At 61.0% G+C, this 14,831-nt stretch carries 13 protein-coding genes; 1 reads left to right on the forward strand and 12 read right to left on the reverse strand.

The features are described from left to right. Positions 1-286: 286 nt before the first annotated feature. Positions 287-1,588, forward strand: coding sequence for a hypothetical protein (locus H8699_RS10365; protein ID WP_249285639.1), 1,302 nt, complete (start codon positions 287-289; stop codon positions 1,586-1,588). Between the two features lie 78 nt (positions 1,589-1,666). On the opposite strand, the gene H8699_RS10370 is transcribed toward H8699_RS10365, so the two are convergent. From H8699_RS10370 to cdaA, 12 genes are all read right to left on the reverse strand, one after another. Then, the gene (locus tag H8699_RS10370) at positions 1,667-2,155 is read right to left on the reverse strand and encodes a flavin reductase family protein (protein ID WP_249285640.1); all 489 of its coding nucleotides are present in this window, start codon (positions 2,153-2,155) and stop codon (positions 1,667-1,669) included. A gap of 49 nt (positions 2,156-2,204) precedes the next feature. Then, entirely contained in the window at positions 2,205-3,644 is a 1,440-nt protein-coding gene (gene proS, locus H8699_RS10375) for a proline--tRNA ligase (RefSeq protein ID WP_249285641.1), read from the reverse strand. Positions 3,645-4,678: 1,034 nt separating this feature from the next. Further along, a complete protein-coding gene (locus H8699_RS10380) occupies positions 4,679-5,230 on the reverse strand; it encodes a 2-oxoacid:acceptor oxidoreductase family protein (RefSeq protein ID WP_249285642.1) in 552 nt (183 codons plus the stop codon). 2 nt (positions 5,231-5,232) lie between these two features. Then, positions 5,233-5,970 (reverse strand): thiamine pyrophosphate-dependent enzyme, encoded by a 738-nt coding sequence (locus H8699_RS10385; protein ID WP_249285643.1) that lies wholly within the window; start codon positions 5,968-5,970, stop codon positions 5,233-5,235. Positions 5,971-5,972: 2 nt separating this feature from the next. After that, positions 5,973-7,046, reverse strand: a complete 1,074-nt coding sequence (locus H8699_RS10390; protein ID WP_249285644.1) for a 3-methyl-2-oxobutanoate dehydrogenase subunit VorB — start codon at positions 7,044-7,046, stop codon at positions 5,973-5,975. Between the two features lie 261 nt (positions 7,047-7,307). Beyond that, entirely contained in the window at positions 7,308-7,514 is a 207-nt protein-coding gene (locus tag H8699_RS10395) for a 4Fe-4S binding protein (protein ID WP_138294371.1), read from the reverse strand. Positions 7,515-7,743: 229 nt separating this feature from the next. Further along, positions 7,744-8,340, reverse strand: a complete 597-nt coding sequence (locus H8699_RS10400) for an NINE protein (protein ID WP_249285645.1) — start codon at positions 8,338-8,340, stop codon at positions 7,744-7,746. Between the two features lie 746 nt (positions 8,341-9,086). Beyond that, positions 9,087-9,764: an ATP-binding protein gene (locus H8699_RS10405; RefSeq protein ID WP_249285646.1), complete on the reverse strand. Its 678-nt coding sequence runs from the start codon at positions 9,762-9,764 to the stop codon at positions 9,087-9,089. Beyond that, a complete protein-coding gene (locus tag H8699_RS10410) occupies positions 9,761-10,330 on the reverse strand; it encodes a hypothetical protein (RefSeq protein WP_249285647.1) in 570 nt (189 codons plus the stop codon). Before H8699_RS10410 ends, H8699_RS10405 begins: the two co-directional genes overlap by 4 nt. A gap of 164 nt (positions 10,331-10,494) precedes the next feature. After that, a complete protein-coding gene (locus H8699_RS12485; protein ID WP_283244215.1) occupies positions 10,495-12,081 on the reverse strand; it encodes an NAD(P)/FAD-dependent oxidoreductase in 1,587 nt (528 codons plus the stop codon). 136 nt (positions 12,082-12,217) lie between these two features. Beyond that, positions 12,218-13,468 carry a CdaR family protein gene (locus tag H8699_RS10420; protein WP_147517135.1) on the reverse strand — a complete coding sequence of 417 codons (1,251 nt, stop codon included), beginning with the start codon at positions 13,466-13,468 and terminating at the stop codon, positions 12,218-12,220. Beyond that, positions 13,449-14,312: a diadenylate cyclase CdaA gene (gene cdaA, locus H8699_RS10425; RefSeq protein ID WP_249285648.1), complete on the reverse strand. Its 864-nt coding sequence runs from the start codon at positions 14,310-14,312 to the stop codon at positions 13,449-13,451. The genes H8699_RS10420 and cdaA overlap by 20 nt, the downstream gene beginning before the upstream one ends. Between the last annotated feature and the right edge of the window lie 519 nt (positions 14,313-14,831).

Below are 14,831 nucleotides of genomic sequence, written 5' to 3' on the forward strand. Positions count from 1 at the left end.
CCCAGGTCAAGCGTCGCTTTCCTGCCCGTACACGATATTCTTCGCCCGGCCTTGCGGCCTTCCTCTGAATGACAGGGCTATCGCCCTTTTAGCCGCTCCTGACTTTTGAGCGGTTCAAAACGTCTGCCGCCCGCCATGAGTGTTATTCCTGCCCCAAGCCGACCTCCCTCTGAATGACAACGTAGTAAGTATTAAAGTATACTTTTCTCATCGGCTTTACTTGCACCATTCAAAAATGATACCGGCGTCATCCGCCTCCCCGTACCGGAGAAAGAAGGTATATCCCATGAAAAAAAGTACCCGCTCCTTCGCCGCGCTGCCCATGGCGCTTGTACTGCTCTGCCCGCCTGTCTGCATCGCCCAGGCGCAGGGAACGTTTGCCGCCCCGGGCCCGCAGCCCGAGCAGGGGCTGCTGCTCTGCGCCCTGGCGCTGGGGTTGGCTGGCCTTGCCGCCGCCATCGCCCTTTTAGTCCTTTTATTGCGCCGCCACCGCCAAAGGTTAGAGGGTAACTTGACAAAGCCCCGCCGGGTTCTTCCCATCTGCATGGCCGTATTCGGCGTGCTCTCCCTGGCCGCGGGCGGGATAATAGCTGTAAACGTCCTGCCCCGCGCACAGGCCTATGAGGGGGCGATAAACGCCTTAGCACACAGGGAGCTGGATTTATGCGAACAGCAGCTAGCCCAGCTGCCGGAAGATTATGCGGATACGCCGCAAATGCGCAGCTATGTCGCCGCCCTGCGCCTGCAGCAGGGGGAGGATTTCCAGCAGGCTGCCACCCTGTTTGATTCGCTGGGCGCCTATCGAGATGCAAAAGACCAGGCTATCCAATGCCGCGTAGATCGGGCCTGGCAGCTGCTGAACGGCGAAAAATTCGACGAGGCCAAAAGCGTCTTTATCGCACTGCAAGAGGAGGGTGCGCCCGGCGTGGAGGATTGCGACAAGGAGGCTGACCTGCGCAAAGCGCAATCCCTGCAAAAAGCGTTTAAAGAATCCGGCAACGTGGAAACGGGCGTTCAAGCATTGGAACTGTTTAAAGCCCTGAAGCAGGCGGGGTATGCGCCCGCGGACAATGCGCTCTACGAATTTCGCGACCTGGCCTATTATTTGGGGTTAGACGTTTTAGACGGGGAATATCCTAAGTGGGATTGGGAGGATGCCTATGCGTTTTTCCAGCTTTCCGACAACCTATACGACAGCCACCAATATCTGCATATGTTGGATCTTTTGGCCGATCCGAACCTGACCGATCGGGAAAAATGCGACATTCTGGTGTCGGATTATTGGTCCAACCACCGCATGCAGGAATTGCTTTTTGAGAGCGACTGGTTCTACTACTATCTTGATGGCGAATGGAAAAACGAGGATGGCGCTTACTTTTATTTTGAGAATTTAGATGGCGATGATTGCATCCTGGAGCAAAATATAGTGGATACGCAAAGGTTCGATGAGCTGATACTCACCGGCTATCGCTGCTATGGCGATAAAAAGCTGCTCTTTATGGTAATCCGCAGCATGATTAATCCCAATGAGATGACGATACTCGATTACACCACCGGCGAGCAGACCACCCTCACCCGCCAGCGTTAGCGCGCCCTTTTAGTAAGGCAAAAGCCTTCCAGATCAAGTTCTGGAAGGCTTTTATACTGGTCTGTTCCCTTTTCGCTTTTACAGCAGGTCGATCTTGCTAAAGTCGATATCCCCGTTTTCGTCCAGCAGCCCGTCGTCTACATGGATGCACTCGATCTTGCCGATGAACATCTCGTGCGAGCCGGTCATGATGGAGTCCACCACCGTGCACTCCGCGTTCACTGGGCAGTCCGTCAGGATGGGCGCGTTCACCTTTTCGCCCTGTGCGGTCTTGATGTTCATCTTGGCCAGCTTATCCCCGTCCCGGCGGCTCTCGCTGCCCAGATAGTCAAATTCCTTCTGGTAATCCTTGCCCACAAGGTTGAGCACGAAGCATCCGGTCTCCTTGATCATGTGATACGAATACCGGCTGGGCACGATGCCCACCATCACCATGGGCGGGTCAAAGCTGCAGTTGCCACAGTAGGCCACGGCCAGGGCGTTATCCTCCCCGTTTTTGCCGCGGCAGGAAATCAGCACCTTCGGCATGGGCTGCAGGCAGCTTTTGATATTGGCATTTTTCTTCATTTCTTATGCGCTTCCTTTCCTCTTTCTCTATCCTGTCGGCGTCGCCCGCTTAATAACTCTTGGCAAAGTAAATCTCGTACTTGGCGGGCTTGCCGCAGTGCACGCATACATCCGAGAAGGGCTTCTGCTCAAAGGGCATATTGCGGGTGGTGGCCCCGGTCTCGGCCTTGATCTCCTCCTCGCAAGCCTCGTCGCCGCACCACATGGCGTGCACAAAGCCCTTTTCCACGCCGGCCTTCAACTCGTCATAGGTAGTAGCGTCCACGGTCTTGCTCTCCCGCAGCTTCAGCGCCTTTTGGTAGAGGCCGTCGTGTACCAGCTGCAAGCGCTCCTCAATGGCGGCTTCCAGCCCCTCCATGGGCAGGAACTCCTTTTCCAGCGTATCCCGCCGCACCACGACCACCTGGCCGTTCTCAATATCCCGGGGGCCGACTTCCATGCGCATGGGCACCCCGCGCATCTCCCATTCGTTAAACTTCCACCCGGCGCTCTGGCCCTCCCGGTCATCCACCTTCACGCGGATGCCGGCGGCCTCCAGCCTGGCCTTCAGCTCGTAAGCCTTATCCAGCACGCCCTCTTTGTGCGCGGCGATGGGCAAGATCACCACCTGGATGGGGGCCACCTTGGGCGGCAGCACCAGCCCGCGCTCGTCGCCGTGCACCATCACGATGGCGCCGATCATGCGGGTAGAGGTGCCCCAGCTGGTCTGCCAGGCGTACTTGTGGCTGCCGTCCTTATCCAGGAACTTGATATCGAACACCTTGGCAAAGTGCTGCCCCAGGTTATGCGAGGTGCCCGCCTGCAGCGCGCGCCCGTCCTGCATCATGGCCTCGATGGAATAGGTGGCCGCCGCGCCGGCGAACTTCTCCCGCTCGCTCTTTTGCCCACAGAACACCGGGATGGCCAGCACATTCTCGGCAAACTCCCGGTAGACCTCCAGCATCTTGAGCGTCTCCTCCTGGGCCTCCTCGGCGGTGGCGTGCAGGGTATGCCCCTCCTGCCACAAAAACTCGGAGGTGCGCAGGAACGGCCGGGTGGCCTTTTCCCAGCGCACCACGTTGCACCACTGGTTCATCATCATGGGCAGGTCCCGCCAGGATTGCAGCCATTTGGCGTACATCTCGCAGATGATGGTCTCGCTGGTGGGCCGCACCACCAACGGCTCGGCCAGCTCCTCGGTGCCGCCGCGGGTCACCCAGGCTACCTCCGGGGCAAAGCCCTCTACGTGCTCGGCCTCCCGCTCCAAAAAACTCTTGGGGATGAGCAGCGGGAAGTAGGCGTTCTCATGTCCGGTGGCCTTAAAGCGCGCGTCCATCTCCTTTTGGATCAGCTCCCACACCCCATACCCGTAGGGGCGGATGACCATGGTGCCTTTGACCGGGCCGTAGTCCACCATCTCGGTCTTGAGCACCACATCGGTATACCATTGGGAGAAGTTCTCCTCCCGGGGCGTGATCTGGGTCACAAATTCCTGCTGCTTTTTCGCCATAAAAGTACCTCCAACTCATCGTTCTTTCATTGTTTGGCTGCCGCCGTTCTACCGTCGCGTCGCAAAAATCCCGCTCTGCCGGCGTTTGGTTGCGCGTGGGGCCTTCTGCCCCAACGCCTCCGCCGGCCTTTTCTTTTGCCGTGTAAAACAAAACGCCCCGCCCCCTGTTAGGGGACGGAGCGATTGATCTTTCTCCGCGGTACCACCCGCATTGGTCCGCCATAAAGGTACGGCAAACCCGCTTTCCCGGCTGTAACGTACCGGGGCCACGCCGGCGGATACTATGGAAGCTCTGCCTCCCTTCCCCGCCGGGGCTGTGCGGGCCGGACCTTCCCGCGATCCTCCGGGTGCGGCGCTCTCAGCCCATGGCTGCCGCTCTCTTGAACCCGGTGCGTGGATCGGGCAGGTTCCCGCTTCTTAACGCCTCGTGATTGCTATTCTATCCTCGCGCCCGCCCTTTGTCAAGGGGGCATAGCCCCTTTTGATCGCATTGCCTTTTCAGCTAATGCAACGCTTCCGGTTCCCGGGGCTGGGCTTTACGCATGCCCACGCTTACCTTTCAGGGCTGTCGCCCTTTTAATCGCATGACCTTTCCAGTCGATGCAAATCTCTCGGTTCCCGGGGCTAGGCTTTACCCGTCGCCATCCAGATAACGATCTGTCATCCAGAGCGCAGGCGCAGCCGCAGCGAAGGATCTCTTGCTTATCTCCATACTATAGGTTTTCAGTCAACGTAATCTCTCCCTCCGGTGCGCCCTTTGGGTGCACCACCTCCCTCGTCAGAGGGGGGCAGGTTGGTTTGACACGAAAGATAGTGTATAAGCGAACACTCCGGAAAATATATATCTTTGCCTGCATAGGAGAGCTTGAAAAACCTCCGTCCCCACCACGGAGTGGCCGTTTCAAGGGGTTAAGGGATTGTTAAGGGGGATAAGGGGGAAATCGGAATCCCCCTTCCCCCTTAACGAACAAAATTCGTTCCTTAACTTTCCTCCCTGCCTCGCGTTAAGCCTTAATTCTCCACTGACTAAAACCCTATACCTTTTCCTCTCCCCTGGCGATCTTCGCCCCGCGCTCCAGCGCCTCCCGGTTTAAGGGAATCAGATGAGCCTTGCGCTCGCCCAGCACCTTTTTCAGCGCCTCGATCACGCTGTCGATGCTCACGATGCCCGTAGCCTCGATGAACGCGCCCAGCATGATCATGTTGGCTACCCGGCCGTTGCCCATTTCATTGGCAAGGTCGTCGCAGGGGATGTAGATCACTTCGATATCCTCCCGCTCGGCCTTGCGGTCGATCAGGCTGGTATTGATATACAGCCGCCCGCCCGGCTCTACCGCCGGCTCGAACTTATCCAGCGACGGACGGTTCAGCACCATGACGCAATTGCCCTCGGTCAGCACCGGCGCGCCGATCGGCTCATCCGATACGATGACCGAGCAGTTGGTGGTGCCGCCGCGCATCTCCGGCCCGTAGGAAGGCAGCCAGGATACGTTTTTACCCTCGTGAATACCGGCATAGCAGATCAGCTGGCCCATGGACTGTACGCCCTGGCCGCCGAAGCCGGCGATGATGATACGGTGTTCCATGCCTACTTCGCCTCCTTAAACACGCCCAGCGGATAGGCGGGGATCATATTGTCCTTCAGCCACTCGATGGCCTCAAGCGGCGTCTTGCCCCAGTTGGTGGGGCAGGTGGAAAGCACCTCTACCAGCGCAAAGCCCTTGCCCTCCAGCTGCATCTGGAACGCGGTCTTAATGGCCTTTTTGGCCTGGATCACGTGCTTGACGTCGTGCACGCTTACCCGCGCCAGGTAGGCCGGCCCCTTCAGGGTGGCGAGCATCTCGCACACCTGGATGGGGTAGCCGCAGTGGTCCACATCCCGCCCATAGGGGGAGGTGGTGGTCACCTGCCCAGGCAGGGAGGTGGGGGCCATCTGCCCGCCGGTCATGCCGTAAATAGCGTTGTTGACGAAGATGGTGGTGATGTTCTCGCCCCGGGCCGCCGCGTGCACGATCTCCGCCGCGCCGATGGAGGCCAGGTCGCCATCCCCCTGGTAGGTGAATACCAGGTTCTCCGGGTGCACCCGTTTGGCGCCCGTGGCTACAGCCGGCGCGCGCCCGTGGGCCGCCTCGTACATATCGCAGTTAAAATAATCATAAGCAAATACCGCACAGCCCACCGGGGCCACACCCACGGCTTTGTCCATCATGCCCAGCTCTTCAATGCACTCGGCCACCAAGCGGTGGATGATCCCGTGCGTACAGCCGGGGCAGTAATGGAAGGGCTTGTCGGTCAGCATAGCGGTTTTCTGGAATACGGTTGCCATGCTTACATCCCTCCCTTGCTCAATTTGCGGATCTCTTCAAGCACCTGGTTCACGGTGGGGAACATGCCGCCCGAGCGGCCGAAGAAGCTGACCGGCTTGCGCCCGGCCACGGCGATCTTCACGTCGTCCACCATCTGCCCCAGGCTCATCTCCACACACAGCACGTTCTTCACGCTGTCCTGCGCCGCCGCGTCAAACACGGCCTTTTCCGGGAAGGGCCAAAGGGTGATGGGCCGCACCATGCCGACCTTGATGCCCTCGGCCCGGGCGCGGGTCATGGCGCTGCGCACGATGCGGGCCATGGTGCCGTACGCGGTGACGATCACCTCGGCACCCTCTACCCCATCGCACTCCCAACGGGTCTCGTTTTGCACGATCTGGTCATAGCGCTGCTGCATCTTAAGGTTTTGCACTTCCAGGTCCGCCGCGTTGATGTACAGCGAGTTGACCACCGTGCGCTTGCGGCTCTTGCCATCCCAGCCGGTGGCGGCCCAGTCCTTTTCGGGCAGGTCCGCCGGGGCCTTGTACTCGGGCATATCCACCGCTTCCATCATCTGGCCCAACATCCCGTCGCCCAGTACCATTACGGGCGTTAAGTATTTATCTGCCATGTCAAAGGCGTCCATCATCAGCTCCACCGCCTCCTGCAGCGAGGCCGGGGCCAGCACCGGGGTGCGGTAGTCGCCATGGCCGCCGCCGCGGGTGGCCTGGAAGTAATCGCTCTGGGCGGGCTGGATCGAGCCTAAGCCGCTGCCGCCGCGCACCATGTTGACGATTACGCAGGGCAGGTCCGCCCCGGCGATATAGCTGATGCCCTCTTGCTTGAGGCTGATTCCCGGGCTGGAAGAAGAGGTCATGACCCTTGCGCCGGCGCCCGCCGCGCCGTATACCATGTTAATGGCCGCCACTTCGCTCTCGGCCTGCAAAAAGCAGCCGCCCACCTTGGGCATCCGCGCCGCCATATATTCGGGGATCTCGTTTTGCGGTGTGATCGGGTAACCGAAGAAATACCGGCAGCCGGCCTGGATGGCCGCCTCGGCGATGGCTTCGTTCCCTTTCATCAATTTCTTTGCCATAGGAATTTTCCGTCCTCCTTGTACTGCATACTACATGGGGGCAAAATGCACCCCGCATTTATCAGGCTTTTCCAATCTCCAGGGTTTGTTAAGGGACGCATCCCTTAACTTCAATCGGCTTTGGCGGCGTGTACGCCAAAACGGATGAAATCCGGAGGATTTCGTTCTTTGCGCGCTTTGCCGGCCGCAAATGCTTTTGCATTTGCAGGCAAAGCGTGATTGCTCGCAAAAAGACAGGTCTTTTTGCGAAAGCGGAGCGCCCTATCTCTCGACTGTGATGACTACGTCCGGGCACATCCGCGCACAGGACGCACAGCCCGTGCACTTCTCCGGCGCGACGCACGCGACCGGGTGATAGCCCTTGGCGTTAATTCGCTCTTTGTCCAGCGCCAGAATCTTGACCGGGCAGGCGTTAACACATAGGCCGCAGCTCTTGCACAGTTCTTCTTTAAACGTTACTTTACCCATACCTCCATGTCACCCTTTCTTGCCATAGGACCCCAGGGGGCCCTGCTATAAAAAAATGGCCGCCCGGCCCTTCATGCCAGGCCGGCAGCACAATTTTTTTGATTTATACCCGTTATAAGGGGCAGCTTACCGCCTATCCCCCGGGCGAAAACCATACCTTATTATAATTTTCTTTACCCCACCTGTCAACTTCCCAACGGACGTTTTGCAGGTTTTTTGTCGTTTTCCCTCAAATTTCCTGCGCGGTTTTGCCCTCTTCCCCGCGCTCATGCAGGATGCGCTGCAAAGTCTGCCAAGCATAGCGGGCCTCCCTGCACTTTAGCGCATAGCGCTCCTCCCGGGTCTGTAAAAAGAAATACCGGCTGGCGCAGTCCAGCTTTTCTATTGCCTCAAGTTTTACGTCAAACCCGCCCCGGGAGGCGGCAAATACCGCGCGCTGGTCGGTGATCACCAGCATCCCCCGCAAAAACACCTGCGGGGCGCCCTGGGTCTCCGCCTGTGCGCTCTCCACCCGGCGCTTGGCCCGGGCCGAAAAATGGCATTTCTCCCCTTCGGCCAGCAGCACCGGCCCCGGGTCGTACACCGGCAGCGGCAAGGCCGGGTCCCCCACCGCGCGCAGCGCGCGCTTGACCCGTTTGGGAATGGGCGGCTGCAGGCCCTTGGCCACCTGGAAATAGTCATAACAATCCCGCAACCAGCCCGTGAGCAGCAGCCCAACCGTCAGCAGATAGCATACGCCCCACACGGTCTCCCCCTCGCGGAACTTATGCAATCCAAACCAGCCGCCCGCCGCGCACAGGATAAAGTCCTTCCATTTTTCATCCATCGCTCTTCCCCCCGGGGCTATCGCCCTTTTATCCGCTTATTCCATTCACCTCTGGCCACGCTCCTGTGCCCGCCAAAGGTTTTACCTCTATGCCAAACCAAGCTGGGCTATCGCCCTTTTTTCCGCTTATTCCATTAACCTCTGGCCACGCTCTTGCGCCCGCCAAAGGTTTTACCTCTATACCAAGCCGCGCTGGGCCTTCGCCCTTTTTTCCGCTCCATCATCGGCCTTTGGCTATGCTTTTTGCGCCCGCCAAAGGTTTTACCTCTATACCAAGCCGCGCTGGGCCTTCGCCCTTTTTTCCGCTCCATCATCGGCCTTTGGCTATGCTTTTTACGCTCGCCGAAGGCTTTACCTCTATGCCAAACCAAGCTGGGCTTTCGCCCTTTTATCCGCTTATTCCATTAACCTCTGTCCGCGCTCTTGCGCCCGCCGAAGGCTTTACCTCTATACCAAGCCGCGCTGGGCTACCGCCCTTTTATCCGCTTATTCCATTAACCTCTGTCCGCGCTCTTGCGCCCGCCAAGCACCATCCTCCGCGCTCACCACGACTGTCATTCCGAGCGCAGCGAGGAATCTCTTGCCCACCGCTTGGCCTGTCCGCACCTCACCTCTTACGGCCCGGCGCGCCTGCCGACGCAAAAGCCCTTCGCTCTGCCCTGCGGCTTTCCCGGCAAAAGGCTTTTCTCCCTTTCCCATTTAGCGCCTGGCAACCGCCTTTCCTGCGCTTATGGCCGGTGGAGGAACTACTCGTCCAGCCAATCCGGCCGCATCACGGGCGTAAAGGCAAAAAGCCGCCCCTCGTATGCCTGGCGCACCGCCTGGGGCAGCGCCTCCAGCACCTGCGGCATGCCCGCCAGGTAAGCGATCGGCAACCCCAGCGTCCGGGCCACGGCCTGCACCACCTGCTGGCCCGCCATCAGCGTATCCGCATCCGTTTCCAGCGCCAGGTTGGTGTTATTGATCAGCGCGCTCACCTTCAGCTGGCTTTTCGCCTCGATCTGTGCCAGCAGCCCGGCGATCTCCTCGGGCGTGCCGCTCAGCGGCCGGCAGGCGTTGACCACGTACAGCAATTCGTACCCTTCCCGCTCAAAATAGCGGTGGTACCGCCCCAGCGCCGCTGCGCCGGTGGCGTCCCCGCCCACGTCAAACACCACCTGCACATCCGGGTCCTCAAATACGGCGACGATCTCGCCCGGCAAAGAGGGCAGGTCCAGATTCGTGCCCGCAAAGTTAGGGGCGTACACCTTCACCCCCAGCGCCTCCAGGGCCTGCCGCTGCGTGGAGGAGCGGAAATAAGGGTTCACGATATCCAGATCCACCAGCGCCGTCCTTCCCTTCGCCGCCAGGCGGCGGGCCATCTCCAGGGCGATCTCGGTCTTGCCGGAGCCATAATTGCCCGTCAGGATGCTGATCCTGTTCAATGTTCTTCCTCCTCATTCTCAGGTGTCTGCGTTTCCTCCGGGTATTCCGGCCACACTTCGTCCTGTATCCCCGTCTCCTGCGCTGCTTGTGGATATTCCCCGGCCCAGGCCTCCCCGTCCTCTTCATCTTCCGGCCAGCTGGCCTGCTCGGGGTATTCTTCCCACTGCGCGCCGGCATCCTCTGTCCTCTCATCCGCCTGCGGAGCGGCGCCTTCCGCCATTATCTCCGCCGCCTGCCCGTGGGCAAATCCCTCCTGTATCGGGGCCATCAGCGGGTCGTCCTCCCGCTCGCCTAAGGGGGTGTGCGCCTCTTCCTCCTTTTTACGGGGATGGAAGAAGCGGTCTTTCAAATTGCGCAGGCCGTCATCCCACTTATCCAGCGTCCGGCTGACGCGCTGGCGCGCCGGCAGCTTTTCCGCCTGCGGCGCATGGGCTACCTTTGCTCTGGAGATGCGTCGGTCCAACACCCCCAGTACGATCAGCACCAGCCCCATGCACACGGCCAGTATCGTCATGGCCAGATCCAAGCTGCCGCTAAACACGCTGGCGATCCATTCCATATTCATATCCCGTCGGGCCTTGCGGCCCGCTCACCTCTTTTCCCGGGGCGGCGCCGTTTCTCTCCGCCCGTCTGATATTATCTTACCCCACCAAAGGGTTTTTGACAATTTTAATTGCGCATCCGGCGGATATTCTCCGTTCCGTCCGGCCTTATTCCGCCCGGCCTTTTCTACATCTCCTGCGCGGCCAGCATCTTCAGCGCCGCAGCCGCCCCGTCCACCGCGCTGGAGACGATGCCCCCGGCATACCCCGCGCCCTCTCCGGCCGGATACAGCCCCGACAGCCCCAGCGCGCAGCCATCCTCGCCCCGGCGCACCCGCACCGGCGAGGAGGAGCGGGTCTCTACCCCCGTCATCACCGCGTCGGGCAGGGCAAAGCCCCGCAGCCGCCGGTCAAAGGCCGCAAGCCCCGCGGCTATTCCCTGGGCGGCATAGCCCGGCAGGCACTCCCGCAGGTCCGCCCCCCGCACGCCGGGCTGAAAGGAAGGTGCCACCGCCCCAAAGCGCACGGTCCTGCACCCGGCGGTAAAGTCTGCCGCCCGCTGGGCCGGGGCAATAAATCCGCCGCCCCCTGCCGCAAAGGCCAGCTGCTCAAAATGCCGCTGGTATGCAAGGCCGCTTAGCGGGTCCCCCGCCTGCATAAAGTCCTCCGGCCACACCTGGGTCAAGATCGCGCTGTTGGCGTTGCGCCCATCCCGTGCGTGGTAGCTCATGCCGTTGACCGCCAGCGCTCCCTGCTCCGAGGCGCTGAGCACCACCTCGCCCCCCGGGCACATGCAAAAGGTGTATACGCCCCGGCCGTCCGGCGCTTTGGCCGTAAGCGCATAGCTGGCCGCGCCCAGCGCCGGACGGCCGGCAAAGGGCCCGTACTGCGCCCGGTCGATCATCTCCTGCGGGTGCTCGATGCGCACCCCCAGCGCAAAGGGCTTGGGCTCCAGCGCCGCGCCCCGGCTGCGCAGCATGGCATAGGTATCCCGCGCGCTGTGCCCGGTGCAAAGGGCTACCGCCCCGCAGGGTATGCGCGTCCCATCCTGCATCACAACGCCCCGCACCCGGCCATCTCTCACCTCCAGGTCCGCCACCTTTGCCCCAAAGCGGAATTCTCCGCCCAGCGCCTCGATCTGGCGGCGCAGCTGGGTCACGGTTTCCCGCAGCCGGTCGGTACCCACGTGGGCGCGCACGTCGTACACGGCCTCCTCCCCGGCGCCCGCGGCGGCCAGAGCCTCCAGCACATACCGCCCCAGGGTGTGCTGCTTGCCCCGCCAGGTCAGCTTCCCGTCCGAGAAGGTGCCCGCGCCCCCCTCGCCAAAGAGCAGGTTGCTCTCCTCGTCCAACACGCCCTGGCCCATCAGACGCTGGACGTCCTTGGCACGCTGGGCCACCTTTTGCCCCCGCTCCAGTACCAAGGGCCGCGCCCCTGCCCGGGCCAGCGTCAGCGCGCAAAAAAGCCCTGCTGGGCCCGCGCCCACCACCACCGGGCGAAGGGTAAACGCCGCCTGGGGGATGGACAGCGCCTCTTTTTCCGGGGCGATCCTGTCGCTGCCCCGCAGGCGCACCCGCCCTTCGGGTCCGGCCAGGCGCACCTGGACCGATACCTTAAAGTGCACGTCTTTTTTATCCCGCGCGTCTACCGAGCGGCGCAGGATCTGCACTTCCTCGATCTCCCGGCGCGCCAGCTTCAGCCGCTGGGCCGCCCGGTCGTATAGCGCCCCGTTCTCCTCTTCCAGCCCCAGGCGCAGCTCATGTAACTCTATCAAATCCTATTCTCCTTTTTCCGTCCTTATCCCACAAAAAGCGCGCACCCCCGCCGCATATGAGAAGTACCGGGCATAATCCACTTATGTCCGGTACTCATCGGCCCGCATCGCGCCCGCAAGCACAGGGGCACGCTTTTTATTGGACGATCACCCGCACCTTATCCGGGAGGATCGCCTCTACCCGCAGCGTTTCATCGTCCAGCCTGCTGGCTACAGCCAGGGTGTATTCCCCGGGGCTTAAATCGGTCACGTCCACCTCCAGGTGCACGCCCGCCTCGGTCAGCCGGTCGATAGCGCTGCTCATCCCGGTAATGGTGGCCTTTACGGTGCTTTCGGCCGTGCCCACCTGCTCGCCGTCCTTCATCTGGTAGACCGGCAGCTCCAGCGTCTTGCTCTTTTCGGCCTCGCCGATGCGCACCACCACTTCGACCTCTTCATAGTCCACATACTTCAGCCCGCTGGGCAGGCGCAGCTTCACCTTTTGCGCCACGTCGCTGGAGGCGCCCTCCACCGAGAGGGATTCCAGCGTCACGCTGTCCAGCGCGTCCAGCACATCCTGCGGCCCAGCGCAAAGCACGCTCTCCGGGCTGCACTCGATATCCTTCACCTCGTACCCGGGGGCTACCGCGTCCCGGCCTACCAAGTTCACCATTTCGCTGATGTCGATCCGCTGGGCCGGGTAGATGGGCACATCCACCGTGACCGAGTGGGTGGAAAGCGTCAGCGCCGCCGGGTCCACCTTTGCGCCGATCTCGTCAAACAGCACGATCTCCCGCGTGCCCGAGTAGGTCTCCGTCGCCCCGGCCAGGTTCAGCTCCACCCGCGCCTTTTCCACCTGCTCTACCACGCTCTTGGCCCCGGAGATGTCCACCGTATTTTGCCCCAGGGTGCACTCGCCCTGCCAGTACCCCTCCGGCACCGTGCCCACCTGGTCGCAGGAGATCTGCACCGTCTTTTTCACCAGCGGCTCGATCTGCACCGTCACCTCGCTGGGCCGCACGCTGACCACCTCGCCGGTGGAGGTATAGGCCGAGACCCGCAGGGTCTGCTCCCCTTCGGCTGAAACGCCTGAAAAGTCGATGCGCACGCTGATCCGGTCCGCCGAGACCGAGCGCAGCTTGGATTGCTGTACCGAAAGGGAAACATCCGCCTTCAGCTGGAGAATATCCGCTAGGTTGGCGCAGGCCAGCCCGCTTTGCTCCATGGTCTCCACGCCCGATACGGTGATGGAAAGGCCCCGGTACACGTGGGTGCGGGCCGGGTCGGTCACCCCCATCACATAGCTCCACAGGATAACGGCGAAAAACACCGCCATGATCTTAAGCAGTAGGTTGTGCCGCAGCCGCGTGCCCACCCGCTTGCAAATGTTAATGAGTTTTTCTTTCACGTCGTGCCCTCCTGATGCGCGTGGCCAGCGAAACCTTGGAAATATGCGGGGCAAACAGGCCAACTAACACCTCGCGCAGGGTCTTGGAATTGAGATACCGGGTCATCTGCCCCTCCCGGGTCATGGAGATCACCCCGGTCTCCTCGGAGACCAGGAAGGTCACGCAGTCCGCATTCTCGCTGATGCCCATGGCCGCCCGGTGCCGGGTGCCCAGCTCCTTGGCCAGCGCGTCCGAATCGCTCAGCGGTAAAAAGCAGCCCGCCGCGGCGATCCTGCCGCCCCGCACCACCACTGCCCCATCGTGCAGGGGGGTGTTGACCACGAAGATGTTCTCCAGCAGCTGGCTGGTCAGCCGCGCGTCGATGCGGGTGCCGGTCTCGATAATGTCGTTCAGCGGCACCTGGCGCTCCACCACGATCAGGCAGCCGGTCTTGGTCTTGGCCATGTTTTGCAGCGCCCGGGCCATCTCCTCGGCTACGCCGGTCAAGTCCAGCGCGGCCTCGGTATCGGCCACCAGCAGGTCCCGCGCGCCCTGCAGGATCTTGTTGCGCCCCAGCTGCTCGAGCAGGCGCCGCAGCTCCGGCTGAAACAGCACTACGATGATGATGATACCGGAATTTAAGATGTAGCTCAGCAGCCAGCTCAAAGTCTGAAATTGCAAAATATCGCTCAGCTGCAGCGCCACGATCAGGATGCCCAGCCCCTTTAACACCTGTTTGGCCCGGGTCTGTATGGTCAGCTTGAGCAGGTAATAGATCAGCACCGACATGATGCCGATATCCAGGATATCCCATATGCCGATGCTCATAAAGCTGTTGGTCAGCATGTTCACGGTTTGTTCCAAAGTTTCATTTCCCCCTAAAGGATTATCTCTTTATTATTGTATCATATTTGCCCCGGGCTTTGTGCCTTCCTCCGGGATTTTTTTGCGCCCGCCCCAAAATCCCGCAGCCCTTGCGCGCCAACGGCTGGCCGCACTTATCCACCGCCCGTTTACAGGATATTTAAAACCCGCGCCCGGCCGCCATTTTTTGCCAGGCGCGGCAGCTTCAAGCCCCGCGCCCCCGGTATTCGCGCCGGATAGGCCCTTTGTCTAGGGCGCTTTTCCGGCCATATGGCCCCTGCCCATACCCGCATTTCTGTTGCCTTTCGCAAAGGCCGCAGGCACGCCACGTTCCAATCCGCAGGCACCTTTTTCCGCCGCTGTTCCTGTCGCATGTGCTCATGCCCGCGCGCCGGGTATACAATAAACATCCACCCGCCAAGCGGGTGGTATTTCATGTGCGGGCGAAGCCCTCTGCTCTTCGCGGGATGCGTAAACGCATAAATATGTCTGCCAACTGCGTATTGTGCTACCTGCCGC

The sequence above is a fragment of the Luoshenia tenuis genome (assembly GCF_014384745.1).
Lineage (GTDB): Bacteria > Bacillota > Clostridia > Christensenellales.